General features: G+C 66.0%; 26 protein-coding genes and 1 pseudogene. 15 read left to right on the forward strand and 12 right to left on the reverse strand.

The window, feature by feature from the left end; translation table 11 throughout:
- Positions 1-170 (forward strand): annotated as a pseudogene (locus L995_RS28895) (peptidylprolyl isomerase); the annotation flags it as partial.
- Between the two features lie 67 nt (positions 171-237).
- Here L995_RS28895 and L995_RS28900 read toward each other — a convergent pair.
- On the reverse strand, positions 238-813 hold the full coding sequence (locus tag L995_RS28900) for a glycine zipper 2TM domain-containing protein (RefSeq protein ID WP_047474845.1): 576 nt from the start codon (positions 811-813) through the stop codon (positions 238-240).
- A gap of 145 nt (positions 814-958) precedes the next feature.
- On the reverse strand, positions 959-1,339 hold the full coding sequence (locus L995_RS28905) for a PepSY domain-containing protein (protein ID WP_047474847.1): 381 nt from the start codon (positions 1,337-1,339) through the stop codon (positions 959-961).
- Between the two features lie 232 nt (positions 1,340-1,571).
- On the opposite strand from L995_RS28905, the gene L995_RS28910 reads away from it, so the two are divergent.
- Genes L995_RS28910 through L995_RS28920 form a run of 3 tightly spaced genes read left to right on the forward strand, consistent with a single transcriptional unit; the run spans position 1,572 to position 4,000 of the window.
- Positions 1,572-1,877, forward strand: a complete 306-nt coding sequence (locus L995_RS28910; protein ID WP_012206897.1) for a PepSY domain-containing protein — start codon at positions 1,572-1,574, stop codon at positions 1,875-1,877.
- A 6-nt stretch (positions 1,878-1,883) separates the two neighbouring features.
- Complete coding sequence (locus L995_RS28915) at positions 1,884-2,555, forward strand: response regulator transcription factor (protein ID WP_047474850.1); 672 nt, start codon at positions 1,884-1,886, stop codon at positions 2,553-2,555.
- Positions 2,552-4,000, forward strand: a complete 1,449-nt coding sequence (locus L995_RS28920) for a sensor histidine kinase (protein ID WP_047474852.1) — start codon at positions 2,552-2,554, stop codon at positions 3,998-4,000. The genes L995_RS28915 and L995_RS28920 overlap by 4 nt, the downstream gene beginning before the upstream one ends.
- 25 nt (positions 4,001-4,025) lie before the next feature.
- On the opposite strand, the gene L995_RS28925 is transcribed toward L995_RS28920, so the two are convergent.
- The 4 genes from L995_RS28925 to coaBC form a co-directional block, all read right to left on the reverse strand.
- A complete protein-coding gene (locus tag L995_RS28925; protein ID WP_047474855.1) occupies positions 4,026-4,850 on the reverse strand; it encodes a hypothetical protein in 825 nt (274 codons plus the stop codon).
- A gap of 63 nt (positions 4,851-4,913) precedes the next feature.
- Positions 4,914-5,363, reverse strand: a complete 450-nt coding sequence (gene dut, locus L995_RS28930) for a dUTP diphosphatase (RefSeq protein ID WP_047474856.1) — start codon at positions 5,361-5,363, stop codon at positions 4,914-4,916.
- A 70-nt stretch (positions 5,364-5,433) separates the two neighbouring features.
- Positions 5,434-5,979, reverse strand: a complete 546-nt coding sequence (locus L995_RS28935; RefSeq protein WP_013801107.1) for a hypothetical protein — start codon at positions 5,977-5,979, stop codon at positions 5,434-5,436.
- A gap of 17 nt (positions 5,980-5,996) precedes the next feature.
- Positions 5,997-7,220, reverse strand: coding sequence for a bifunctional phosphopantothenoylcysteine decarboxylase/phosphopantothenate--cysteine ligase CoaBC (coaBC, locus tag L995_RS28940; RefSeq protein ID WP_047474857.1), 1,224 nt, complete (start codon positions 7,218-7,220; stop codon positions 5,997-5,999).
- Positions 7,221-7,322: 102 nt separating this feature from the next.
- Between coaBC and L995_RS28945 the strand changes: the two genes are divergently transcribed.
- The 7 genes from L995_RS28945 to L995_RS28970 all read left to right on the forward strand — a co-directional run bounded on the left by L995_RS28945 (position 7,323) and on the right by L995_RS28970 (position 13,206).
- Positions 7,323-8,981 carry a CTP synthase gene (locus L995_RS28945; RefSeq protein ID WP_016447642.1) on the forward strand — a complete coding sequence of 553 codons (1,659 nt, stop codon included), beginning with the start codon at positions 7,323-7,325 and terminating at the stop codon, positions 8,979-8,981.
- A gap of 41 nt (positions 8,982-9,022) precedes the next feature.
- A complete protein-coding gene (gene kdsA, locus L995_RS28950) occupies positions 9,023-9,880 on the forward strand; it encodes a 3-deoxy-8-phosphooctulonate synthase (RefSeq protein ID WP_016447643.1) in 858 nt (285 codons plus the stop codon).
- Between the two features lie 3 nt (positions 9,881-9,883).
- Positions 9,884-10,174 carry a DUF1330 domain-containing protein gene (locus L995_RS28955; protein WP_016447644.1) on the forward strand — a complete coding sequence of 97 codons (291 nt, stop codon included), beginning with the start codon at positions 9,884-9,886 and terminating at the stop codon, positions 10,172-10,174.
- 38 nt (positions 10,175-10,212) lie between these two features.
- On the forward strand, positions 10,213-10,938 hold the full coding sequence (locus L995_RS33580; protein ID WP_156136153.1) for a hypothetical protein: 726 nt from the start codon (positions 10,213-10,215) through the stop codon (positions 10,936-10,938).
- Between the two features lie 34 nt (positions 10,939-10,972).
- Positions 10,973-12,259: a phosphopyruvate hydratase gene (gene eno, locus L995_RS28960; RefSeq protein WP_012206907.1), complete on the forward strand. Its 1,287-nt coding sequence runs from the start codon at positions 10,973-10,975 to the stop codon at positions 12,257-12,259.
- 64 nt (positions 12,260-12,323) lie between these two features.
- Positions 12,324-12,602, forward strand: coding sequence for a cell division protein FtsB (gene ftsB, locus L995_RS28965; protein WP_012206908.1), 279 nt, complete (start codon positions 12,324-12,326; stop codon positions 12,600-12,602).
- Positions 12,603-12,777: 175 nt separating this feature from the next.
- Positions 12,778-13,206 carry a hypothetical protein gene (locus tag L995_RS28970; protein WP_046987553.1) on the forward strand — a complete coding sequence of 143 codons (429 nt, stop codon included), beginning with the start codon at positions 12,778-12,780 and terminating at the stop codon, positions 13,204-13,206.
- Between the two features lie 12 nt (positions 13,207-13,218).
- Here L995_RS28970 and hslO read toward each other — a convergent pair whose 3' ends face one another.
- Together hslO and L995_RS28980 are read right to left on the reverse strand one after the other, a co-directional pair.
- Positions 13,219-14,211 (reverse strand): Hsp33 family molecular chaperone HslO, encoded by a 993-nt coding sequence (hslO, locus tag L995_RS28975; RefSeq protein WP_017404370.1) that lies wholly within the window; start codon positions 14,209-14,211, stop codon positions 13,219-13,221.
- A gap of 35 nt (positions 14,212-14,246) precedes the next feature.
- The gene (locus L995_RS28980; RefSeq protein WP_016451248.1) at positions 14,247-14,771 is read right to left on the reverse strand and encodes a gamma carbonic anhydrase family protein; all 525 of its coding nucleotides are present in this window, start codon (positions 14,769-14,771) and stop codon (positions 14,247-14,249) included.
- A gap of 54 nt (positions 14,772-14,825) precedes the next feature.
- Here L995_RS28980 and L995_RS28985 point away from each other — a divergent pair, with 54 nt between their 5' ends.
- From L995_RS28985 to L995_RS28995, 3 genes are all read left to right on the forward strand, one after another.
- Entirely contained in the window at positions 14,826-15,632 is an 807-nt protein-coding gene (locus L995_RS28985) for a ferritin-like domain-containing protein (protein ID WP_047474861.1), read from the forward strand.
- Between the two features lie 188 nt (positions 15,633-15,820).
- On the forward strand, positions 15,821-17,098 hold the full coding sequence (locus tag L995_RS28990; protein WP_016451246.1) for an EAL and HDOD domain-containing protein: 1,278 nt from the start codon (positions 15,821-15,823) through the stop codon (positions 17,096-17,098).
- 58 nt (positions 17,099-17,156) lie between these two features.
- On the forward strand, positions 17,157-18,446 hold the full coding sequence (locus tag L995_RS28995) for an EAL and HDOD domain-containing protein (protein WP_016447651.1): 1,290 nt from the start codon (positions 17,157-17,159) through the stop codon (positions 18,444-18,446).
- 96 nt (positions 18,447-18,542) lie between these two features.
- Here L995_RS28995 and L995_RS29000 read toward each other — a convergent pair whose 3' ends face one another.
- The 3 genes from L995_RS29000 to L995_RS29010 form a co-directional block, all read right to left on the reverse strand.
- Positions 18,543-19,541, reverse strand: a complete 999-nt coding sequence (locus L995_RS29000) for a Bug family tripartite tricarboxylate transporter substrate binding protein (protein ID WP_016447652.1) — start codon at positions 19,539-19,541, stop codon at positions 18,543-18,545.
- A gap of 131 nt (positions 19,542-19,672) precedes the next feature.
- A complete protein-coding gene (xerD, locus tag L995_RS29005) occupies positions 19,673-20,656 on the reverse strand; it encodes a site-specific tyrosine recombinase XerD (protein ID WP_052195886.1) in 984 nt (327 codons plus the stop codon).
- A 76-nt stretch (positions 20,657-20,732) separates the two neighbouring features.
- Positions 20,733-21,695, reverse strand: coding sequence for a tripartite tricarboxylate transporter substrate binding protein BugE (locus L995_RS29010; RefSeq protein WP_016447654.1), 963 nt, complete (start codon positions 21,693-21,695; stop codon positions 20,733-20,735).
- A gap of 327 nt (positions 21,696-22,022) precedes the next feature.
- On the opposite strand from L995_RS29010, the gene L995_RS29015 reads away from it, so the two are divergent.
- Positions 22,023-22,931 carry an AEC family transporter gene (locus tag L995_RS29015; RefSeq protein ID WP_047474864.1) on the forward strand — a complete coding sequence of 303 codons (909 nt, stop codon included), beginning with the start codon at positions 22,023-22,025 and terminating at the stop codon, positions 22,929-22,931.
- A gap of 21 nt (positions 22,932-22,952) precedes the next feature.
- Here the strand turns inward: L995_RS29015 and L995_RS29020 are convergent, their stop codons facing one another.
- Positions 22,953-23,846: a LysR family transcriptional regulator gene (locus L995_RS29020; protein WP_047474865.1), complete on the reverse strand. Its 894-nt coding sequence runs from the start codon at positions 23,844-23,846 to the stop codon at positions 22,953-22,955.
- Positions 23,847-23,915: the final 69 nt, after the last annotated feature.

Consider the following 23,915-nt stretch of genomic DNA (forward strand, 5'->3'; position numbering starts at 1 on the left):
AGCATGTGGTGCTGGACGGCAACCATCCGCTGGCCGGCATCGCGCTGCGCCTGCACCTGAAGGTCGAAGGCGTGCGCGAAGCCACCGAGGAGGAAATCGGCCGCGGCTCGGCCGGCACCGGCTTCTTCCGCATCCAGCCCATGGCACCGGGCAACGACACGCTGCACTGAAATTGCCGCGCTGAAATGGCAAAGGGCTCCCTTCGGGGAGCCCTTTTGCATGGAGCGAGCCTGGTACTCAGCGCAGAAGCTGGTTGTTGTCCACGCGCACGCTCTCGCCTACGCGCAGCTGCGGATTGCTCTGGTAGTCGAACACGCGCATGCTGCCGTCGTTCAACTGCACGGTGACACGGTAGACATCGCGCAGGTCGCCAGGGCCAGTGTTCTTCTCGATGGCATTGCCCGCCATGGCACCGCCCACCACGCCCGCAATGGTGGCGATGTCGCGCCCGCTGCCCTTGCCCACCTGACGGCCCAGCACCCCGCCGACCACGCCACCCACCACGGCCCCGGCACCTATGCCCGAGCCACCGATGCCGCTGGGCTGCTGGATCTGAACCAGTTGCACATTGGTCACGCGCCCCTGCTGCACATAGCCACCGCCGCCCGGGTAGGCCGTGCCGGGCTGGCCGCTGGCGGGATAGCCCCCGCTGGGGTAGCCCCCGGCGGGATATCCGCCAGCGGGATAGCCACCTGCAGGGTAGCCGCCACCCGGATATCCGCCCTGCTGTGGATAGCCCGCGCAGGCGCTGAGCATCAGCGCTGCAATGCAGCTGGTGCCGATGGCGCCCAAGCGATGAATGGAAGGGGGCATGGAAATCTCCTGTGTACTGTCCGTGGATCGATCAAGGGCAGCCGCCGACCCGGCCTGCGGCTGCATACCACTGCAACGCCCCAGGCTGCATGTGCGCCGACCGGACTGAACACTTGCTGACAAAAATCAGCCCGCCGGCCCGGCCTCAATTGCGTGCGCGAATGCTGAGCACGTTGCCGTTGTTGCCATCGACATAGAGCTTCACGGGACGGCCATCGCCGGTCTGGCCCTTGACCTGGTAGAGGCCGTCTTCCCACTCGATCTCGCGCAGGTCGCGGTAGCCCAGGCCTTCCATGCGCTCGAAGACTTCGCGGATGCTCAGGCCCGGCCCCTGGAAGGCGCCGCGCACGGAGGCCACCGTGGTGGCCACGGCTTCGCCGGCCTGCACGGTCACCGAAGGACCGCCCGTGGCGGCGGCCTGAGCCTGCACCTGGGCGACCAGCCCGGCAGTGGCGATCAGAACAATGCCCAGGCCCGTCAGGCCATGGCGTGCAGCGCGGGAAATCAGTTGTCGGATGGAAGGCATGAGGTTCTCCTTGGCATGTGAAGGTCGGCGATTGGGTCGGCGATGCATCTGAAAAGACCGCATCTGCCGGCTGCTGCGCCTTCGTTTCCGGTGGATTGCGACGGCGTGCAGCCATTGTTCGATGCAGGCCATGAACGCAAGCTGAAGCAGCCGTTCATCCGAGGTTCATCCACGCTGGGCTATAAAGTTTTCCATGCCCACTCCATCCTTCTCCATTCCTCGCAGGTCCTGGATGCTGCTGGCCGCACTGCTGCTGATGGCGGCGGCCCTGGCCTCCTGGACCACGCCCTCGGATGCCGGCGACAGCGACCATGAACTCGCTCGCCAGGCCCTGCAGCAAGGCCGCGTGCTGCCGCTGCGCACCGTGCTCGACCAGGTCGAGCGCGACTACCAGGGCCAGGTCATCAAGGTCGAGTTCGAGCATGACGACGGCCGCTTCATCTACGAGATCCGGCTGCTGCAATCGGGCGGCCGCGTGGCCAAGCTCAAGATCGATGCACGCGATGGCAAGGTGCTGAGCTTCAAGCGCAAGGACTAGACGCAGATGCGAATCCTCGTGGTGGAAGACGAGCCCACGCTCTGCGGGCAACTGGTACAGGCCTTGCAGCAGGCAGGCCATACGGTGGAGACGGCCGCGGACGGCGCAACGGCCCAGTACCTGGGCGAGGTCGAGGAGTTCGATGCCGCCGTGCTGGACCTGGGCCTGCCCGTGCGCGATGGCCTGACGGTGTTGCGCGCCTGGCGCGAACAAGGGCGGGTCATGCCGGTGATGATCCTCACGGCGCGCGGCGCCTGGCATGAGAAGGTGGCCGGCATGGATGCCGGCGCCGACGACTATCTGGCCAAGCCCTTCCACATGGAAGAGCTGATGGCCCGCCTGCGCGCCCTGCTGCGCCGGCTCAGCCCGCACGCCAGCGCCCAGTGGCAATGCGGCCCCATCGTGCTGGACTCGCGCCATGCCCGCGTGAGCGTCGCCGGCCAGCCGCTCACGCTCACCAGCCATGAATTCAAGGTGCTGGCCCTGCTGATGCAGCGCGTGGGCCAGGTGATATCGCGCACCGAGCTGTCCGAACACATCTACCCGCAGGACAGCGACCGCGACTCCAACACCATCGAGGTCTTCGTCGGCCGCCTGCGCAAGAAACTGCCGGCCGGCAGCATAGAAACCGTGCGCGGAATGGGCTACCGGCTGGTGGAAGGCGCGCCCGCTGCATGAACGCACCACAGGAAGGACAGGTATCCCGGCTCGGTGATTCGCTGCGCCTGCGCCTGCTGGCCGGCACGCTGGCCTGGGTGCTGGCGGCCGTGCTGCTGGCCGGCTGGGGGCTGCGCGGCCTGTTCCGCGACCACATCGCGCAGCAGTTGCAGGCGCAGCTGGTGCTGCAGCTCGACCAGCTCAGCGCAGCCGTCAACAGCCTGCCCGGAGGGCGCATCGAAGTCGGACTGGCCGTGGGCGACCCGCGCCTGGCGCAGCCGCTGTCGGGCCTGTACTGGCAGATCGACCAGGTGAGCGATGGTGCGGGTCCGCCCGAGAAGGCCGGCTTGCTGCGCTCTCGTTCGCTGTGGGACCAGACGCTGGACTGGCGCCAGTTCCGTGCCGATACCGGCAATCCCGGCGAACACCGGGAAGACACGGCGTTGAGCACGGGCATGCTGCCCGATGGTCAGGGCCACCCGCTCGTGGCCGTGGCACGCCCCCTGCAATTGCCCGAAGCCGAGGCGCCGCCGTTGCGCCTGATCGTTGCGGCCGACAGCGCCCTGCTGGCCGAGCCCATGCAGCGCTTCACCACCATGCTGATCGCCGCACTGGGCACGCTGGCGGCCGGGCTGGTGCTGGCCGTGGTGTTGCAGCTGCGCCTGGCGCTGCGGCCGCTGCAGTTGCTGCGCACAGGCCTGACCGACGTGCGCAAGGGCGCCACGCCGCGCCTTGAAGGCCGGTTTCCGCAGGAACTGCGCCCCCTGGTGCAGGAGTTCAACCATGTGCTGGATGTGAACGCCGACATGGTCCAGCGCGCGCGCACGCAGGCCGGCAATCTGGCCCATGCCGTGAACACGCCCCTGTCGATTCTTGGCAACGCCGCCGCGCAGGAAAGCGGAGCGCTGGCCGAACTGGTGCGCGAGCAGGTGGCCAGCGCCAGCCGCCAGGTGGACCACCATCTGGCCCGGGCCCGCGCCGCAGCGCGCCAGGCCACCGGCTTGCGCACGCCCTTGGAGCCTCCGCTGGCCTCGCTGGTGCGGACCATGGAGCGCCTGCATGCCGGACGCGGCATCCGCTTCACGCTGAAGGGGGATGCGCAGCTTTGGGACTTTCTGGGCGACGGCCAGGACCTGATGGAAATCCTGGGCAACCTGCTGGACAACGCCGGCAAATGGGCGGCCCAGGCCGTGAGCCTGGAAGTCCAGGGCCTGGAGCACGATCAGGCCGGCGGCCCCTTGCTGCTGACGGTGGACGATGACGGCCCTGGCATCGAAGACGCCGACCTCGACCGCATCTTCGAGCGCGGCGAGCGTCTGGACGAGCGCAGGCCCGGCGCAGGGCTGGGCCTGGATATCGTGCGTGACCTGGTGCAGACCTATGGCGGCAGCATTGCAGCCAGCCGCTCGCCGCTGGGCGGCCTGCGCATGCAGTTGCACCTGCCCGGAGCGCGACGAGAGGCATGAGCGCGGGAGGCCGCAGGGCAGCGGCTCACCCCCCTCTCAGCGCTCGCAGCACCTGCACCAGGGTGTCTGCCTGGGGAAACAGCCAGTCGGCCGCAGCGCCCAGCGCCACGGCGCCCACCAGCGCGCCCAGCACCGGCTTCCAGCTCAGGCGCAGCGCGGCCAGCAGCCAGCCTTCGCGCTCCACCACGTAGAGCGTGCGCGCCATCAGCAGCGCAAAGGCCACCTCCACCGCCACAGCCAGGAACAGGTCGGCCCCAAAGACCAGCCACAGCAGCGACCCTGCCCCCGTGACCGCGACCAGCAGCGCGGCAAACACCAGCAGCACCGGCACCAGGACGACAGCGCCTTCGTCCAGCCCATCGATGCCGGGCACGTCAAAGCCTTGCGACGCCGAGGAAGCGGCCTCGGACATGGCACCGCCGTCGTCCCAGCTGCCGCTGGAGCCACCGCCGCCATAAGAGCCGCCCTGCCCGCTCTCGAATCCGCCAGCCCCGGGCGTGCGGGCCGGTGAAGAACCGCTGCCGCCGGGCGCGGCATCGGGCACATCCGGCCCATCCCAGTCGCGGCGCAGCATGCACTCGGCCCACAGGCGTACCAGCAGCAGATACAGCAGATAGCCGCAGACCAGGGCCACGCCGTAGCGCAGCGCCATGCTGTGCACGCCCGCATGCAGCAAGGCCAGGCTCAGCAGCGACATGCCGGCCAGGCTGAGGCCGCCCGTCAACGCCGCATGCAGTCGCAGCCAGTGGCGCTGCTGCAGGCGGCGGCGCATGCGGTCTTCCTGCGTGAGCACCACGCGCGTCCACGACGCGGATGGGCGATGGCGAGTGCGCCGGGATGGCCTGGCCATGCGGACTCCTCCCTGAAGCGATGCCCTGGCAGCGCAGCTGCGGGCGATGTCTGGCGGAAAGCCTTATTGCTTGCCGGTGGAGCCGTAGCCGCCCGCACCGCGCTCGGAAGCCGACTCGAACTCCTCGACCACATTGAAGCTGGGCTGCACCACGGGCACGATGATCAGCTGGGCCAGGCGGTCCATGGGCTGCAGCGTGAAGGCCGTGGCCGAGCGGTTCCAGGCGCTGACCATGAGCTGGCCCTGGTAGTCGCTGTCGATCAGGCCGATCAGGTTGCCCAGCACGATGCCGTGCTTGTGGCCCATGCCCGAGCGCGGCAGGATCATGGCGGCGTAGCCGGGGTCCTTGAGGTACATGGCCATGCCCGTGGGCACCAGTTGCCATTGGCCGGGCTCCAGCGTCAGCGGCGCATCGATGCAGGCGCGCAGGTCCAGGCCCGCGCTTCCCGGCGTGGCGTAGGCGGGCATGTTCTCGCGCAGGCGCGCGTCAAGGATCTTGATATCAACGTTCATGGAAACAATCTGGGGAGCGCCTCACGGCAGGCTCTCTTGAAAAGCAAAGCGCGCATTGTGCCCCGCGCCGTCACCCGGACGACTTGAGCCCGCTGCGAAAGCCTTTGACGATGGCATTGATGATGGTGAGCAGCAGGATGAAGGGGCCGATGCCCGGAATCACCACGGCCAGGATCAGGCCGATCACGATACCCAGCAACTGGCCCGGACCTATCTTGAAGACCGTCTTCTTGACGGCCTTGGCGGCGGAGGAGGCCTGGGCTTGCTGTGCCCGGGCCGCCTGCCGGCCGCGATCGGCCCTGCCACCATTTCTATCGCCGTTCCTGTCGCCATGCCTGTCGCCTGCAGACGGCTGGCGTCCCGGCAAGGCGGGCACCGAAGCCTGCTGCGCGGCGATGCGCGCCTTCTCGGCCGCAGCCTGCACCTGCTCGCGCACGCGCTCGACCACGGACTGGGACTGCGCGCCCGGCGTGGCCACCGCATCGGTGAAATCGCTGCGTCCCTGCGCCATCCAGCCGTGGGCCGCAGAGCGGTACAGGGGGCTGGCGCGCAGCAGCTCATCCACATAGCGCACATAGTCGCCGTGGCGGGGGCCTTCGTAGGTGTTCTGTGACATGCGGGCCTTCGGTGGTGTCAACGGACGGGTGGCAGGCGCCGGGCGATCTCGGCCACCAGCTGGCGCGCCAGCAGGGACTTGGAGGCGTGCGGCAGCTCCTGGGTGCCGGACTCGTCGATCAGCAGCAGGGCATTGTCATCCCGCCCAAAGGTTGCGGGACCGATATTGCCCACCAGCAGCGGCACCTGCTTGCGCAGGCGCTTGGCGCTGGCGTGCTGCAGCAGGTCATGGCTTTCGGCGGCGAAGCCCACGCAGTACAGCCGTCCGCTGCGTGCGGGCTCGGACTGCGCGGCGGCCGCCAGGATGTCGGGGTTCTCGACGAAGGTCAGCGTGGGGGTCTGGCCCGAGCCGTCCTTCTTGATCTTCTGGTCTGACGCCGTGGCCGGGCGCCAGTCGGCCACGGCCGCCGTGGCGATGAACACGCCAGCCTGGGGCAGTTGCTGCTGCACGGCATCGAACATCTGCTGCGCCGACTGCACGTCGATGCGCTGCACGCCACGCGGCGTGCGCAGGTGCACGGGCCCGGCCACCAGGGTCACCTGGGCGCCCGCCTCGCGTGCGGCGCGCGCAATGGCAAAGCCCATCTTTCCGCTGGAATGGTTGGTAATGCCGCGCACGGGGTCGATGGCCTCGAAGGTCGGGCCCGCCGTGACCAGCACCTGGCGGCCCTGCAGCAGCTTGGGCGTGAAGAAGGCGGCCAGCTCCTCCATGATTTCCTCGGGCTCGAGCATGCGGCCGTCGCCCACCTCGCCACAGGCCTGGTCGCCCGTTCCCACGCCCAGCACCAGTGCGCCGTCGGCGGCCACCTGCGCCAGGTTGCGCTGCGTGGCCGGGTGTGCCCACATCTCGCGGTTCATGGCCGGAGCCAACAGCAGGGGCACGCGGTCCATGGGGCGCGCCAGGCACATCAGGCTCAGCAACTCGTCGGAGCGGCCCTGCACCAGGCGCGCGATGAAGTCGGCGCTGCAGGGCGCGATCAGCATCGCGTCGGCCTCGCGGCTGAGGTTGATGTGGGGCATGTTGTTGGGCTCGCGCGCGTCCCACTGCGAACCATAGACCGGACGGCCCGACAGCGCCTGCATGGTCACCGGCGTGATGAACTGCTCTGCCGCCTCGGTCATCACCACCTGCACGGTGACCCCGGCCTGCACCAGCAGGCGCACCAGCTGGGCAGATTTGTAACAAGCCACGCCTCCGGAGAGGCCGAGCACCAGATGTTTACCTGCGAACACTTCAGTCATGGCGCGCAATTTAGCAGAGCCGGAGCATCCGAGCAGCCCCGCGCGGCGCGGCGAATTCGGCGGCGCATCTATAATCCTGCTTTACCACCACCAATAAAAGACATGACCAAATTTGTCTTCGTCACAGGCGGTGTGGTGTCTTCCCTGGGCAAGGGAATCGCCTCAGCCTCCCTTGCTGCGATCCTCGAATCGCGCGGCCTCAAAGTCACTCTCATCAAGCTGGACCCGTACATCAACGTGGACCCGGGCACCATGTCGCCCTTCCAGCACGGTGAAGTGTTCGTGACCGACGATGGCGCAGAGACCGATCTGGACCTGGGCCACTACGAGCGTTTCATCGAAACGCGCATGAAGCAGTCCAACAACTTCACCACCGGCCGCATCTACCAGAGCGTTCTGGAGAAGGAGCGCCGCGGCGACTACCTGGGCAAGACCGTGCAGGTGATCCCTCACGTGACCAATGAAATCCAGGAGTACATCAAGCGCGGCGCCGGCATCGGCACGCCGGATGCCGTGGACGTGGCCATCTGTGAAGTCGGCGGCACGGTGGGCGATATCGAGTCCCTGCCCTTCCTCGAAGCCGTGCGCCAGCTGGCCCTCAAGCAGGGCCCCAACAACACGGCCTTCGTGCACCTGACCTACCTGCCCTGGATCGCCACGGCTGGCGAGCTCAAGACCAAGCCTACGCAGCACACCGTGCAGAAGCTGCGCGAGATCGGCATCCAGCCCGACGCCCTGCTGTGCCGCGCCCAGCACCGCGTGCCGGACGAGGAAAAGGAAAAGATCTCGCTGTTCACCAACGTTCCCGAATGGGGCGTGATCTCCATGTGGGACGTGGACACCATCTACAAGGTGCCCCGCATGCTGCACGAGCAGGGCCTGGACGGCCTGATCTGCGACAAGCTGCGCCTGAACACGCCGCCCACCAACCTCAAGCGCTGGGATGACCTGGTCCACGAGACCGAGCACCCGCAGGGCGAGGTCAAGATCGCCATGGTCGGCAAGTACGTCGAGCTGTCGGACGCCTACAAGTCCGTCAACGAGGCGCTCAAGCACGCCGGCATGCAAAGCCATGTGGCCGTGAAGATCACCCATGTGGACTCCGAGACCATCAGCGACGCCAATGCGCGCGACAAGCTCTCGCAGTACGACGCCATCCTCGTGCCCGGCGGCTTCGGCTCTCGCGGCGTGGAAGGCAAGATCTCCACGGCCCGCTACGCCCGCGAAAACAAGGTGCCCTACCTGGGCATCTGCCTGGGCATGCAGGTGGCCACCATCGAATACGCCCGCCATGTGGCCGGCCTCGAAGGCGCCAACTCCACCGAGTTCGACCCCAAGTCCGCCAACCCCGTGATCGCCCTGATCACCGAGTGGAAGGATGCCGACGGCACGGTCAAGACCCGCGACGAGAACTCCGACCTGGGCGGCACCATGCGCCTGGGCGCGCAGTCCTCCGACGTGCAGGCCGGCACGCTGGCCCACAGCATCTACGGTGACGTGGTCACCGAGCGCCACCGCCATCGCTACGAAGCCAACGTCCAGTATCTGGACCAGCTGCGCGAAGCGGGCCTGGTGATCTCGGCGCTGACCCAGCGTGAGCAGCTGACCGAGATCGTCGAACTTCCCAAGGAAGTTCACCCCTGGTACATCGGCGTGCAGTTCCACCCCGAGTTCAAGTCCACGCCGTGGAGCGGCCACCCGCTGTTCAATGCCTTCGTGAAGGCTGCGATCGAGCGCCAGAAGGCACCGCGCAAGTCCTGAGCCCCGCAACGCCGCCCACCATTTCCCAAGGAATCCCCACCATGAAACTCTGCGGCTTCGACGTCGGCCTCGACCGGCGCTTCTTTCTCATTGCAGGCCCCTGCGTCGTCGAGTCCGAACAGCTGCAGATGGACGTGGCGGGGCAGCTCAAGGAAATCACGGCGGCCCTGGGCATCCACTTCATCTTCAAGAGCAGCTACGACAAGGCCAACCGCAGCTCGGGCGCCAGCTTTCGCGGCCCGGGCATGGACAAGGGCCTGGAGATCCTCGCCAAGGTGAAGAAGGACCTGCAGGTCCCCATCCTGACCGACGTGCACACCGAGTCCGAAATCCCGGCCGTGTCCCAGGTCGTGGACGTGCTGCAGACGCCGGCCTTCCTGTGCCGCCAGACCGACTTCATCCGTGCCGTGGCCCAGTCGGGCCGGCCGGTGAACATCAAGAAGGGCCAGTTCCTGGCCCCGCATGACATGAAGAATGTCATCGACAAGGCCCGCGCCGCCGCCAAGGAGGCCGGCCTGCCCGAGGACAGCTTCATGGCCTGCGAGCGCGGCGCCAGCTTCGGCTACAACAATCTGGTCTCGGACATGCGCAGCCTGTCCATCATGCGCGAGACCGGTGCGCCCGTTGTCTTCGATGCCACGCACAGCGTGCAGCTGCCCGGCGGCAACGGCACCAGCAGCGGCGGCATGCGCGAGATGGTGCCCGTGCTCTCGCGTGCGGCCGTGGCCGTGGGCGTGGCCGGACTGTTCATGGAAACCCATCCCAATCCTCCCTGCGCCCTCAGCGACGGCCCCAACGCCGTGCCACTCAAGCACATGAAGGCCCTGCTCGAAACCCTGGTCGCGCTCGACGACGTGACCAAGAAGAACGGCTTCCTCGAAAACGATTTTGGAGTCTGACCCATGGCCAGCGGCTACATCATTGCGTCCGTCACCGTCACCAAGCCCGAGCAGTACGAGGAGTACCGCAAGTGGAGCACCGAGGCCATGCGCGCGCATGGTGCCGAAGTCTGCGTGCGCGGCGGCAAGGTCGAAGTGCTCGAAGGCGACTGGAATCCCGGCCGCACCGTGATCCTCAAGTTCCCCAGCTTCGAGGCCGCCAAGGCTTTCTACGACACGCCCGAGTACCTGCGTGCCCGCGAAGCCCGCGAAGGCGCGGCCATCATGCGCATGGTCTGCGTCGAGGGTGTCTGACCAGATCAATCAATCCATCACTTCCGGAGGAGGACACATTGAAAAAAGCCACAAAAATTATTTCATCGACGAGCATTGCCTTCATCCTGGCCGCTTGCGGCGGCGGCAGCGATGGTCCTCACGAGACAGTATCTGCGGAAAGCTGTTTTGACATCGCAACGTATTCCCCTGGGAGCGCGATCCAGCAAAAATACGAGGATACGAGGTCAAGCCCACCAGGAAGATCTCTCTCGATCAGCATTGCAAGCACCAATGCCACATTCAATGGAAAATCGGATCTTCTTGCATATGAGGAGATGAGAAGTCCTACCGAATATCTGCCAATGGGATTTGGTAGCTCACTCCAGACAAGCTACCTAAGCCCAATAACAGAAAAGGAGCTTACAACTCATGGAAAAGAATCAGAATTTACCGCAGCGCAATTAAAATCATTTGAAAAAGTAATCTACACCCCCGCGTGGACAGATAAAAAATTCAAGCTAAAGCAAGGCGAATCTCTGAAATATTCCATAGCCGGCAATAGCACAACATCCTCCATCAGTAGCTCCATCCCGGTGAGCAAGGACATCAGCACTGAAATAGAGGTGGTTTTTGAAGGAAAAAATGCAGTAGCCATTGGATCCAGATCGGTCACTGCCTGCAGATTCAATTACAGCACACACCGCGAATGGATCTATAAAGGAATACTCATCAAGATGGATGATGGCACTGGCAAGACCATCTTGACAACTGAAGAACTGACCCGGAACGGTCAGCCTTATTAATCGTATTCTCCAACTCTCTGACAAGAGGTAAAAATTGAGTGCAATCGTTGACATCGTAGGCCGCGAAGTGCTGGACAGCCGCGGCAACCCCACCGTCGAGTGCGACGTGCTGCTGGAATCGGGCGTGATGGGCCGCGCCGCCGTGCCTTCGGGCGCGTCCACCGGCTCGCGCGAAGCCATCGAGCTGCGTGACGGCGACAAGAGCCGCTACCTGGGCAAGGGCGTGCTCAAGGCCGTCGAGCACATCAACACCGAAATCTCCGAAGCCGTGCTGGGCCTGGACGCCTCCGAGCAAGCCTTCCTGGACAAAACCCTGATCGACCTGGACGGCACGGACAACAAGGGCCGCCTGGGCGCCAACGCCATGCTGGCCGTCTCCATGGCCGTGGCCCGCGCCGCCGCCGAAGAGGCCGGCCTGCCGCTGTACCGCTACCTGGGCGGCATGGGCGGCATGCAGCTGCCCGTGCCGATGATGAACGTCATCAACGGCGGCGCACACGCCAACAACAGCCTGGACCTGCAGGAATTCATGATCATCCCCGTGGGCGCGCCTTCGTTCCGCGAAGCCGTGCGCTGGGGTGCCGAAGTCTTCCACGCGCTCAAGAAGATCATCCACGACAAGGGCATGAGCACGGCCGTGGGCGACGAAGGCGGTTTTGCGCCTTCCGTGGAAAACCACGAAGCCGCCATCCAGCTGATCCTGCAGGCCATCGAAAACGCAGGCTACAAGGCCGGCGAACAGATCGCCCTGGGCCTGGACTGCGCCGCCAGCGAGTTCTACAAGGACGGCATGTACGTGCTGGCCGGTGAAGGCAACCTGACGCTGACCGCCACCCAGTGGACCGACATGCTGGCCGGCTGGTGCGACAAGTACCCCATCATCTCCATCGAGGACGGCATGGCCGAAGGCGACTGGGATGGCTGGAAGATCCTGACCGACCGTCTGGCCGCCAAGGTCCAGCTGGTGGGCGACGACCTGTTCGTCACCAACACCAAGATCCTGAAGGAAGGCATCGACAAGAAGATCGCCAACTCCATCCTGATCAAGATCAACCAGATCGGCACGCTGACCGAAACCTTCGCCGCCATCGAAATGGCCAAGCGCGCCGGCTACACGGCCGTGATCTCGCACCGCTCGGGTGAAACCGAGGATTCGACGATTGCCGACATCTCGGTGGGCACCAACGCAGGCCAGATCAAGACCGGCTCGCTGAGCCGTTCGGACCGCATCGCCAAGTACAACCAGCTGCTGCGCATCGAGGAAGACCTGGGTGACATCGCCCACTACCCCGGCCGCGAGGCTTTCTACAACCTGCGCTGAAAAGCGTTAGGCTTGCAAGCCATCCGGCCTGCAAGCCTTTTTCCTTTCCGCAACATCTGCTGCCATGGTCAACCGCGTCGTCCCCCTTGTCCTGCTCGCCCTGCTCGCCGCCGTGCACGCGCAGCTGTGGCTGGGCCATGGCAGCGTGGCCTACGTCAAGGAACTGCAGCAGCAGATCCACGACCAGAACGTGGCCAACGCGCTGGAAAAAGCCGAGAATGACCGCCTGGCCTCCGAGGTCAACGACCTCAAGGACGGCCTGGCCATGGTCGAGGAAAAGGCCCGCAGCGAGCTGGGCATGGTCAAGCCCAACGAGATCTTCGTGCAGATCGTGCGGCGCTGAGGATTGGGATTTCCTGCACCAAGGCCGGCTTCATGCCGGCCTTGTGCTTTTGCAACAAGGCGCCTGCGCCCCTTGCCCGGGCCTGCGCGCAAGCCGAGACAGGTACTTGGACACAGACCGCTTGCCCCCGCCCCCGGTGATTCTTCTGGGATCGCCACCCGCGCTAGCGCTTTCCATGGCCCATGCACTGCGCCAGGCCTGGCGGCACCACGGAGCATCTCCTGCCGACTGGCAATGCCTGGCGGCCGAGCCGGGGCAGTCTCTGCCGGAACATGGGGCCGTCTACCTGCTGGGACTGGATTGGAGAGCCTCCGTCACCGAGCACGAAGGGGTGAGCGATGGCCCTGCCGCACAGCTCCAGCATTGGCGCGACCAATTGCAAAGCCAGTCACGCGACTACGTGGTGCTCTACGGCAATACCGCCCGGCAATGGCAACAGCTGGCCGAGTCGCTCAGGCTCAAGGCTCCGCAAATGGACTGGTCCTGGCTACCCGCAAGCCCCGCGCAACGCGGCGCCCGCCTTCGCCCCTACGGCTGCGAGCAATGCAGCGACCCGGACTGCGAGCGGCGATTGTTCGACGCGCTGCGCAGCGGGCGAGACTGAAGCCGGGCGTATTTACTGGACGTTCGTCGAGGTCGGCGGCTGCTTGCCGGCCTCGGTGAACAGCTGAGCTGCGTCGATGGGATCGAATTCGTACTGCTTGCCGCAGAAGTCACAGCCCACCTCGATGCTGCCGCGCTCCTCCAGGATGCTCTCCACCTCTTCGGAGCCCAGCGACACCAGCATGGACGCCACACGGTCACGGCTGCAGGTGCACGCAAAGCGCGGATGCTCCTCGTCCTGCTGGGGCACGAAGCGCATCAGCTTCTCTTCCCAGAACAGGCGGCGCAGTATGGTCTCCACATCCAGCGTGAGCAGCTCGTCGCGCGTGAGGCTGGAGGCCAGCGTGGCGATACGGTTATAGTCCTCGTTCAGCCCGATGGCATCCTGGCCCGACTGCTCGCTTTCGGTGGCAGCGGCCAGGTTGGCCTCACCCTTGACCGGCATGCGCTGGATCAGCAGGCCGGCGGCCACCTGGTCGTCGGCCGCCAGCACCAGCACGGTGTCCAGCTGTTCCGACTGCAGCATGTAGTGCTGCAGCGCGTCGGACACCTTGGTAAAGCGCCGGCCCTGCGCATCCTGCAGCGGCACCACGCCCTGGTAGGGCTGCTGGCCCGGCTGGCGCCCCTTGGGGTCCAGCGTGATGGCGCAGCGGCCGCCGCCGTGCACATTGAGCAGTTGTTCCAGCGTGGCGCCTTCGGGAGGGTCGCCGATCAGGGTGGCGGTGGCGCGCAGGCCGAAATCGGACTGCACCTCGGCCACAGCCAGCTTGACCGGGCCATCGCCCATGACCTGGAAGACCAGGGCGCCGTTGAACTTGATATTGGACTGCATGAGCACGCCCGCAGCCGCCATTTCTCCCAGCAGTTCGCTCACGGCAGCGGGGTAGGCGCCGGTCTCGCCGTTGCCCGCGCGGCGCTGCAGGATTTCCTGCCAGGCATCGGTGAGGCGAACGATGGAGCCGCGCACGGGCAGGCCTTCGAAGATGAATTTATGCAGTTCAGACACGCTGATGGATTCCGTAAAAAAGTGCCGGGCCTCGCTCAGCCCAGCTTGCGCAGCCCGGTCTTGAACCGGCGCGCATTGTCGACATAGTGTTGGGCGCTTCGGCGCAAGCCCTCGATCTGCTCGGGCGTCAATTGGCGCACGGCCTTGGCCGGGCTGCCGATGATCATCGAGCCATCGGGAAATTCCTTGCCTTCGGTGATGAGGGCGCCTGCGCCGACCAGGCAGTTGCGGCCGATCTTCGCGCCGTTGAGCACCACGGCACCGATGCCTATCAGCGACTCGTCGCCAATGGTGCAGCCATGCAGCATGACCTGGTGGCCCACGGTCACGTGGCGCCCCACGACCAGCGGCTTGCCCAGGTCGGCATGCAGCACGCTCGCGTCCTGGATGTTGCTGCCCTCACCGATGGTGATGCTCTCGCAGTCGCCGCGCAGCACGGCGCCGAACCAGATGCTGGCGTCTTCGGCCAGCTGCACATTGCCCATCACTTCGGCGCTGTCGGCCACCCAGGCCGACGCCGCCACTTCAGGGGCCACTCCATCCAGTTCATAGATCGCCATGGGTCTTTGTCTCCGTCAATTATTGGTGATGGCAGGAAACCTAGAATTGTAGGGATGGAGTTACGTCACCGCGCCCTTGAGGTCTTGTGCCTCACGGACCCCGAAGAAAAGGCCGCCGCCGCGTTGGACATGTATGCGCGGCAGGCGCTTTATTCAATAGCACCGCAGGCACCGGCCCTGCCGGATCCCGTGCCGGACCTGCCGGGCCGCCCGCTGCGGCCCGAGCTGCGCCACCACACCGCCGTTGCAAGGCGTTCGCCGGCGACGCCGGAAGGCCGGGCCGTGCTGATCCACGCCATAGCCCACATCGAGTTCAACGCCATCAATCTGGCGCTGGACGCCGTCTGGCGCTTTGACGGCATGCCGCAGCAGTACTACCTGGACTGGCTGCAGGTGGCCGCCGAGGAGGCCAAGCACTTTCGCCTGCTGCGCGAGCATCTGCGTGCGCACCTGGGCCACGACTACGGCGATTTCCCGGCCCACCAGGGCCTGTGGACCATGTGCGAGAAGACCGCCCATGACGTGGTGGCCCGCATGGCCCTGGTGCCGCGCACGCTGGAGGCGCGCGGCCTGGACGCCACGCCCCAGATCCAGAACAAGCTGCGCAACACGCGCGCGCCCGATGCGCTGGCGGCGGTGGACATCCTCGACATCATCTTGCGCGAGGAAGTGGGCCACGTGGCCATAGGCAATCATTGGTACCGCTGGCTGTGCGAGCGCGAAGGCCTGGAGCCCGAGGCCCACTACCAGGCGCTGACCCTGCGCTACGAGGCGCCGCGCCTGCGCCCGCCCTTCAACGAACGCGCACGCCGCGCCGCAGGCTTCACCGATACTGAACTGGCCTGGTTGCATCAGGTCTGAAGAAAGCCTGCCTGCGCCTTGCGGACAGGCCCAGGCCGCTCGTGAAGCCACACAATGGTTTACAAACTAGGATGGGTCCGACTCCGCAATCGGACTTGTCCCAGCAGACACTGCCTGTCGGCATATTTATTCAGAACATTCCTACAATCAGATCTGCTGCTTCCCGTGTCCCTTCGACCGAACACTCCATGACCGAATTGCCTGTCCATCTCTTCAACGATGCCCCTGTGGCCAGCCCCGCGTCCACGGATCGGGGAATGATTGCGCGCCAGGCCATCGTCAACGGGGTGCAGCAGATCATCGGCTATGAGCTTTTCAACCGTTCGCGCGCCTACCCGGACCATACGGCGGCCTCGGATGTGTCCCTGGTGTTCACGGCCCTGTCGCATGCGGGCGAAGAAGATCTGGTTGGCACCAAGCTGATGTTCGTCAACTGCACGCATGAAAGCCTGGCCGGCGGGCATCTGGAGCTGCTCAACCCCGACAAGGTGGTGCTGGAGATACCTCCGCTGGGCCTGGCCGCCCAGCAGGAGGTACAGGCCCGCCTGCCCATCCTCAGCAATCTGCGCGCACGCGGTTTCAACCTGGCCTTCAATCACACGGTGCTGGAGTCCGCCTATGCAGCCTGGCTGCCCCTGGCCGACTACATCAAGTTCGACCTGTCCGTGCTGGCCCCTGACCAGTTGGCCGTGCTGGTCAATTTTGCCGGCCGCCACACGCGCGCCGAGCTGATCGCCGAGAAGGTGGAAAGCGCCCAGCAGCATGAGCAGGTGGGCCGCCTGGGCATACAGCTGTTCCAGGGCTTCTGGTTCGCGCGGCCCACGGTGGTGCGCACCAAGCTGCTGTCACCCTCGCAGCAAAGCATTGTCCAGCTGCTGAATCTGGTGCGCCAGCAGGCCAGCACCGATGCCATCGAGGATGTGCTCAAGAAGGATGCGGGCCTGGCCTTCAACCTGATGCGCCTGATCAATTCCGTGGGCTTCGGCGTGCAGCGCGAGATCACCTCGTTCCGCCAGGCCGTGATGCTCATGGGCCTCAAGAAGCTGTTCCGCTGGGCGGCCATGCTGCTGACCGCATCGCGCAACGGCGGCCCGCCGCCGGCCATCGGCCAGACCGCCGTGATCCGCGGGCGGCTGATGGAGCTGCTGGCCCAGGAATCGCTGAGCGAGGAAGACTCCGACCAGGCCTTCGTCGTCGGCATCTTCTCGCTGCTGGGCAGCATGCTGGACCTGCCGCAGGACGTGGCCATGAGCCTGATCCCCGTGCCCGACGCCGTCTCCGCCGCCGTGCTGCGCCACGAAGGCGTGCTGGGCGAGCTGCTGATCCTGGCCCAGGCCTGCGAAGCCAGCGACGATGCAGCCTTCCACCGCAGCGCAGGCGCGCTGCGCCTGAGCAGCCAGCAGATCAACTGGGCCCATCTGCAGGCCCTGGCCTGGACCGACCAACTGGCAGACAGCTCGCTATAGCTATAAGCTATAGAACGCCATCGAAAGCCATCGCTCATCCATCTTTCTCAGCTTCCAAATGACTACCAACGACAACTCCTCCGCTCCGCCGCCCCCCCTGCCAGCCGGGGTGGAGGACGGGCAGGTGGCCGTCATTGCGCGCCAGGCCATCGTCAACGAGGCGCGCGATGTCTTCGGCTATGAGCTTTTCGACCGCTCCACGGCCCAGCATGCGCACACGGCTGCCTCCGATGCCGCCCTGCTCTTCAACGCGCTGTCGTATGCGGGCGCCGAAGCGCTGGTGGGCAAGAAGACAGTCTTCATCAACTGCACGCATGACAGCCTGGCCGGCGGCCACCTGGAACTGATCCACCCCGACAAGGTGGTGCTGGAGGTGCCCACGCTGGGCGAGAACGCCACGGCTGCCGATATCGAGGAACGCCTGCCCACCTTCCAGGCCCTGCGCCAGCGCGGCTTCCGCCTGGCCTTCAACCAGCACCTGCTGCGCCGCGCCTATGCCAGCTGGCTGCCTGCGGCCGCCTTCATCAAGCTGGACATGCAGACCTTCGCACTGGCCGATGCCGAGACCCTGGTGAAGTTTGCGCGCGCCCATACCAACGCCCAGATCGTGGCCGAAAAGGTCGAGACCTCCGAGCAGTTCGAGCGCATGCGCGACCTGGGCGTGCGGCTGTTCCAGGGCTTCTGGTTCGCCCAGCCGCAACTCGTGCAGGCGCGCACCATCCGCCCCACGCAGGCCACCATCATCCAGCTGATCAATCTGGTGCGCCAGCAGGCCAGCACGGACGAGATCGAAGCCCTGCTCAAGAAGGATCCCACGCTGTCCTTCAACCTGCTGCGCTTCATCAACTCCTCGGGCTTCGGCCTGTCGTGCGAGATCACCTCGTTCCGCCACGCGGTGATGATCCTGGGCCTCAAGAAGCTGTTCCGCTGGGCGGCCCTGCTTTTGACCACTTCGCGCGCGGGCGGCACGCCGCCGGCCGTGGGCCAGACCGCCGTGGTGCGCGGGCGCCTGATGGAGTTGCTGACGGCCGAGCTGCTCTCGCCCGAGGAGTGCGACAACGCCTTCGTGGTCGGCGTGTTCTCGCTGCTGGACGTGATGCTGGGCCAGCCCATGGAAAAGGCGCTGGAGTCCATCGCCCTGCCCCAGCCCGTGATCGATGCGCTGGTGCACAACAAGGGCGTGTTCGCTCCCTTCCTGGAGCTGACGCGTGCCTGCGAAAGCGGCGATGACGAAGGCTTCGCGCGCGCAGCCAATGCACTGCAGCTGTCCAACCACCAGGTCAACTGGGCGCATCTGCAGGCCCTGGCCTGGGCCGACAATCTCACGGCGGACGAGCCCATGGCATAGGCGGGCCCCGCACATCCGGCACCAAAGATAAAGGGCTTGCGGCCATGACGGCTGCAAGCCCTTTTTGCATGGGCGCCGGTGGCGCCCTGCGCTCCATCAATTGAGCTTGATGCCGGCTGCGCGAATGATGCGCGCGTTGGACTGGGACTCGGCCTCGATCTGGCGTGCAAAGTCCTCGGCCTTGCCGCCCATGGCCACGTTGTCGGTGGCCTCCAGCTTGGCGCGCATGTCCGGCTGGGCCAGCACCTGGTTGATCTCGGCATTGAGCTTTTGCAGCACGGGCGCAGGCGTTCCAGCGGGCGCGAAGATGCCGAACACCGAGGTCATGTTGGCGCTCTTGTAGCCCAGTTCGGCCAGCGTGGGAACGCCGGGCAGCGACTCCAGGCGCTGGGGTGCGCCCACGGCCAGGGCCTTGAACTTGCCCGCCTTGATGTGCTGCAAAACGGCCGGGCCGGCATTGGTGGACAGCACTTCGAACTGCGCGCTCAGGCCGTCATTGAGCTGCTGCCCGCCGCCCTTGTAGGGAATGTGCGTGATCCGGACCTGCGAGGCATGCATGATCTGCTCGAGCATGATGTGGCCCAGCGAGGCCAGGCCGGCCGTGGCCCAGCGCACTTCGCCGGGCTGCGCCTTGGCCTGGGCCACCAGCGCATTGAAGTCGGCCGCCGTGGAGCGGGCCGTGCCCAGCAGCAGCACGGGCGAGTACATCACGCTGGTCACGGGCACCAGGTCGCGCTGCGGATCGAACAGGGGCTTGCCCAGGTGCGGGCTCAGCGTCAGCGGGCTGATGGAGGAAAAGCCCAGCGTGTAGCCATCGGGTGCGGCCTTGGCCACCAGGTCCAGGCCGATGGCGCCGCCGGCGCCGGCCTTGTTGTCCACCACCACGGGCTGGCCCAGGCGGGCGGCCAGCTTCTCGCCCAGGGCGCGGGCTACCACATCGCTGACGCCGCCGGCCGGGTAGGAAACCACCACGCGGATGGGCCGGCTGGGCCATGCCGCATCGGCAGCCGACGCAGACATCGGCAGGGCCGCGGCAGCCACCGTCGCCGCCAGCATGGAAGTCACCAGCACATGCCGGCGCAGGAAATCAGTCATCGAGAACTCCGCAGAAACACATCGAACACGGCGGTGATTGTTGTGCAAAGCACATATCCCCGAGGCGGGCTTTGCCACTTCGACGGTTTCAACGCCAGAAATAGGCAATCCGGCGAACCGACCACATCCAATCAACCACGCGGATGGTGCAAAGCGTGCAGGGCCTTGAGCCGCTCGCGCGCCACATGGGTGTAGATGGTGGTGGTGGAAATATCGGCATGGCCCAGCAGCATCTGCACCACGCGCAGGTCAGCGCCGTGGTTGAGCAAATGCGTGGCGAAGGCATGGCGCAGCGTGTGCGGCGACAGCGGTGCCGCAATGCCGGCCATCTGCGCACAGCGCTTGACGATGACCCAGAACATCACGCGGCTCATCGCAGCCCCTCGCTGGGTCACGAAGACCGCATCGCTGCGCTGCCCGCCCAGGATGGCGCCGCGTGCCGTGGCCAGATAGCGCTCCAGCCACCAATGTGCCTCCTGACCGAAAGGCACCAGTCTTTCCTTTTGCCCCTTGCCGGTCACGCGCAGCACGCCCGAGCGCAGATCGATGCCATGCATCGGCAGATCCACCAGCTCGCTCACGCGCAGGCCGCTGGCGTACATCAGCTCCAGCATGGCGCGGTCACGCAGGCCCAGCGGCGTATCGACATCGGGCGCCTTGAGCAGCGCCTCCACCTGAGCCTGCGTCAGCGTATGCGGCACGCGCGGCGGCTGCCGTGCCGCCAGCATGCGCACCGTGGGATCGGCCGCAATGCGCTGCTCGCGCAGCGCCCAGTGGTAGTAGCGGCGCAGCACCGTCAACCGCCGGTTGGAAGAACTGGCCTTGGTCTGCTCCACCCGCACCGCGAAATAGCCCTGCAGTTCCAGCTCGCCCGCCGCATCCAGCGCCAGCGGCGGCCGCTGGTGCGCCAGCCACCGGCCCCAGGCCATCAGATCGCGGCGGTAGGCCGCCAGCGTATTGCGCGACAGCCCGTCCTCCAGCAGCAGCGCATCCATGAACAGGTCCAGCGCATCCAGGCTGGCCGGCAGCGGCGCGGGCCAGGATGCAGGATCGGCAGCAGGTTCGGCTTCGGCAGCCGAGGGGGACACGATGGAAGCGGCGGGCACTTGGGACATCCCATCAAGCCTACAACGAAAAAACCCGAGGTCCGCAAGGAACCTCGGGCTCTGATCCAACCGCTCAGGGCGGTGCTTACTCCAGCGTGAGTTTTTGCTGGGCAACCACCTTCTTGTAGGTCTCGTACTCTTCCTTGATCTGCTTGGCGAACTCTTCAGGCGAGTTGCCGATGACCAGGGAGCCCGTGTCCTCGATGCGCTTGCGCACGGCCGGGTCCTGCAGCACCTTGCGCACGGCGGCGTTGATCTTGTCCACCACGTCCTTGGGCATGTTCTTGGGGCCCAGGATGCCGTAGTAGGCCATGCGGTTCACCGGCTCCAGGCCCACTTCCTTGAAGGTGGGCACATTGGGCAGCACGGCCAGGCGCTGGGGCGCGGCCACCACGATGGGCACCAGGCGGTTGTCCTTGATGAACGGCAGGGCCGAGGGCAGGTTGTCCAGCACCATGGGCACCTGGCCCGCCACCACGTCGTTGAGCGCAGGGCCCGCGCCGCGGTAGGGGATGTGGGTGACGAAGGTGTTGGTCAGGCTCTTGTACAGCTCCATCAGCATGTGCTGGATGCCGCCCGTGCCCGAGGACGCATAGGAGTACTTGCCCTGGGACTTCTTGAGTTCGGCCTCGAAGCTCTTGTAGTCCTTGGCGGGGAACTTGGGGTTCACCGCGATCACGTTGGGCGTGGCCGCCACGTTGATGATGGGCGTGAAGTCCGTCAGCGTGTTGTAGGAGATCTTGGGATTGATCGCGGGGTTGGTCGCCGTGGTCGAGACCGTGGCGATGCCCAGGCTGTAGCCATCGGGCTGCGAGCGCGCGGTTTCCATGGCGCCGATGACGCCACCGCCGCCGCCGCGGTTGTCCACCACCACGGGCTGGCCCAGTTCCTTGGTCAGGGGTTCGGCGATCACGCGGGCGATGATGTCGGTCGTGCCACCGGGGGCGAAGGGCACCACCAGCTTGATCGGCTTGGTGGGGTAGGCCTGGGCCAGGGCTCCGGTGCTTGCGAGGACCAGGGTCAGTCCCATCCAGCTGCGACGATTCATACAGGATCTCCTTTTGGGGGTCGTGTTGACGAAGAGGTTTTCATGGACATCCGCAAGGCCGTGCCTGCGGATGGATGGTCTGCGAAATGAAGGCTCGCAAACGCTGCCACGGAACAGCCATGTTGGGGCCTGGAGCCCGCTGCGCGCTTGACGGTCGTCAGGACCTGCGCTTTCGGATCGGCTGTGTGGACCCCAGCGATGCTAAGGCCCGGGGCCCGGTTGTCACAGTTTGTCGCAGCACTGATTTCCCGGTGTTTACCCCTAGCCTCGCGCCATGGTTTCTCGGGAGACGCGGCGACTGCGGGGTTGCGCTTATGCTCAGCCCCCGTGAACTACGCCGTGCTGCTCTTCCCCGATTTTTCGCTCATCGTGCTTGGCTACGTGCTGTGCCGTTTCACACAGCTCAACCGCACGGTCTGGCAGGCGGTGGAGGCGCTGGTGTACTACCTGCTGTTCCCCGTGCTGCTGTTCCACTCCATCGTCAAGAGCCCGGTGGACTGGGGTGCCACCTCCCACTTGCTGGCCGCTGGCGTGTGTGCGGCCCTGGTCGGCATCGGCCTGGCCTACAGCCTGCCCTGGTGGCCGGGCCTGCGCGGCCGCATCGATGTGCGCGAGCATGCCGGCGCCGTGCAGGTGGCGTTTCGCTTCAACTCCTTCATCGGCCTGGCGCTGGCCAGCCGGCTGGCGGGGCCTGAGGGCCTGCTGTTCGTCTCGGTGCTGATCGGCGTGAGCGTGCCGCTGTGCAATATCGCGGCCGTCTGGCCCATGGCGCGCGGCAGCAACCAGCATTTCCTGGGGCAACTGGTGCGCAATCCGCTGATCGTGGGCACGCTGTCGGGCCTGGTGTTCAGCGCGCTGGGGCTGAAGCTGCCCGCGCTGATCGAGCCTTCGATCTCCCGCATAGGCGCAGCCTCCATCGCGCTGGGCCTGATGTCGGCCGGCGCCGGCATGCAGTTCGGCGCGCTGGCCGCCGGCAAGCTGCTGGCCGTGTGCCTGCTGGCCGTGCGGCATCTGGTGCAGCCGCTGATCGCCTATGCCATGGTGCGGGCATTTGGCCTCAGCGGTGCGCAGGCCCTGATCCTCATGGCCTTCTCGGCCCTGCCCACCGCATCGTCGTGCTATGTGCTGGCCGCGCGCATGGGCTACAACGGCTCATATGTTGCGGGGCTGGTCACGCTGTCCACGCTGCTGGGCGTGCTCAGCCTGCCGTTTGCGCTGAGCCTGCTGCAGTTCTGATGCCGCTGGGCCGCGGCTCCCCTACAGCACGGCACGCATGTCGTCCGTGAAGGCGGCCGTGATGTCGTCCTGGCGTGCGCGCTTCCTGGCCACCAGGGTGATGTCCACGTCATAGCTGAAGAGGGATTCGTCCAGCGCATGCAGCAGGCCGGCAGCCACATAGGGCGCCGCGTAGTGCTCGGGCAGGTAGCCCAGGTGGGCACCTGACAGGATGAGGATGGCGGCCGCCTCCATGTTGTCCGCCTCCGAGGTGACATGGCGCGGGCGCCCCGTCAGCGGCGCCTGCGGCAGCGGATAGGTGCGCCAGGTCCAGTCGGCTTCGCCCGCCTCCTGCGCGCCGATGCGGCCCGCGCGCGCGGCAAAGGGATGGCTGGCGCTGCAATAGGCCACCTGCCTTTCGCTGAACAGCCGCGTGTATTCCAGCGCCGGGGCGCGGTGCAGGAAATAGCCCACGGCGACCTGCAGCTCATCGCGCAGCAGCATTTCCTCCAGCTCGCGCGGCCCGCGCACCAGCACCGACAGCCGCACGGCCTCGTCGCGCTGGCGAAAGCGCTGTATGGCCCGCCCCATCAACGCGTTGTATTCCGTGGGTGCATTGCCGATCAGGCCGATGGCCAGGCTGCCGACCAGCTGCCGGTGCATGTTGCGCGCCTGCGCGCTGAATCCTTCCAGGCCCTGCAGCGCAGCGCGGGCCAGGTCGACGAAGCGCCGGCCCTTGGCCGTCAGGCGAAAGCCGCCGCGCCCGCGCTCGCACAGGCTGAACCCCAGGCGTGTCTCCAGCGTGGACAGCTGGCTGCTGAGCGTGGACTGCCCCACGCCAAGAATGGCCTGCGCAGCCGATACACCGCCCGCGTCGACGATGGCCAGAAAAACGCGCAGCAGCCGCAGGTCGAGATCTGAAACGGTATGGAGCATGGGGTTTTCACTCAGCAAAGATCGATGTTCATCGATGTTTGTAGATGGAACTTGAAATGGATGCAAGCC

Source organism: Delftia sp. ZNC0008, from assembly GCF_000799035.1.
GTDB lineage: Bacteria > Pseudomonadota > Gammaproteobacteria > Burkholderiales > Burkholderiaceae_C > Comamonas > Comamonas tsuruhatensis.

Bases quoted from the DNA above. Each gene is read 5' to 3' on its own strand.
- L995_RS28900 (WP_047474845.1), bottom strand. From the start codon at position 813: ATGCCCCCTTCCATTCATCGCTTGGGCGCCATCGGCACCAGCTGCATT.
- L995_RS28905 (WP_047474847.1), bottom strand. From the start codon at position 1,339: ATGCCTTCCATCCGACAACTGATTTCCCGCGCTGCACGCCATGGCCTG.
- L995_RS28910 (WP_012206897.1), top strand. From the start codon at position 1,572: ATGCTGCTGGCCGCACTGCTGCTGATGGCGGCGGCCCTGGCCTCCTGG.
- L995_RS28915 (WP_047474850.1), top strand. From the start codon at position 1,884: ATGCGAATCCTCGTGGTGGAAGACGAGCCCACGCTCTGCGGGCAACTG.
- L995_RS28920 (WP_047474852.1), top strand. From the start codon at position 2,552: ATGAACGCACCACAGGAAGGACAGGTATCCCGGCTCGGTGATTCGCTG.
- L995_RS28925 (WP_047474855.1), bottom strand. From the start codon at position 4,850: ATGGCCAGGCCATCCCGGCGCACTCGCCATCGCCCATCCGCGTCGTGG.
- dut (WP_047474856.1), bottom strand. From the start codon at position 5,363: ATGAACGTTGATATCAAGATCCTTGACGCGCGCCTGCGCGAGAACATG.
- L995_RS28935 (WP_013801107.1), bottom strand. From the start codon at position 5,979: ATGTCACAGAACACCTACGAAGGCCCCCGCCACGGCGACTATGTGCGC.
- coaBC (WP_047474857.1), bottom strand. From the start codon at position 7,220: ATGACTGAAGTGTTCGCAGGTAAACATCTGGTGCTCGGCCTCTCCGGA.
- L995_RS28945 (WP_016447642.1), top strand. From the start codon at position 7,323: ATGACCAAATTTGTCTTCGTCACAGGCGGTGTGGTGTCTTCCCTGGGC.
- kdsA (WP_016447643.1), top strand. From the start codon at position 9,023: ATGAAACTCTGCGGCTTCGACGTCGGCCTCGACCGGCGCTTCTTTCTC.
- L995_RS28955 (WP_016447644.1), top strand. From the start codon at position 9,884: ATGGCCAGCGGCTACATCATTGCGTCCGTCACCGTCACCAAGCCCGAG.
- ftsB (WP_012206908.1), top strand. From the start codon at position 12,324: ATGGTCAACCGCGTCGTCCCCCTTGTCCTGCTCGCCCTGCTCGCCGCC.
- L995_RS28970 (WP_046987553.1), top strand. From the start codon at position 12,778: ATGGCCCATGCACTGCGCCAGGCCTGGCGGCACCACGGAGCATCTCCT.
- L995_RS28980 (WP_016451248.1), bottom strand. From the start codon at position 14,771: ATGGCGATCTATGAACTGGATGGAGTGGCCCCTGAAGTGGCGGCGTCG.
- L995_RS28985 (WP_047474861.1), top strand. From the start codon at position 14,826: ATGGAGTTACGTCACCGCGCCCTTGAGGTCTTGTGCCTCACGGACCCC.
- L995_RS28990 (WP_016451246.1), top strand. From the start codon at position 15,821: ATGACCGAATTGCCTGTCCATCTCTTCAACGATGCCCCTGTGGCCAGC.
- L995_RS28995 (WP_016447651.1), top strand. From the start codon at position 17,157: ATGACTACCAACGACAACTCCTCCGCTCCGCCGCCCCCCCTGCCAGCC.
- L995_RS29000 (WP_016447652.1), bottom strand. From the start codon at position 19,541: ATGACTGATTTCCTGCGCCGGCATGTGCTGGTGACTTCCATGCTGGCG.
- xerD (WP_052195886.1), bottom strand. From the start codon at position 20,656: ATGTCCCAAGTGCCCGCCGCTTCCATCGTGTCCCCCTCGGCTGCCGAA.
- L995_RS29010 (WP_016447654.1), bottom strand. From the start codon at position 21,695: ATGAATCGTCGCAGCTGGATGGGACTGACCCTGGTCCTCGCAAGCACC.
- L995_RS29020 (WP_047474865.1), bottom strand. From the start codon at position 23,846: ATGCTCCATACCGTTTCAGATCTCGACCTGCGGCTGCTGCGCGTTTTT.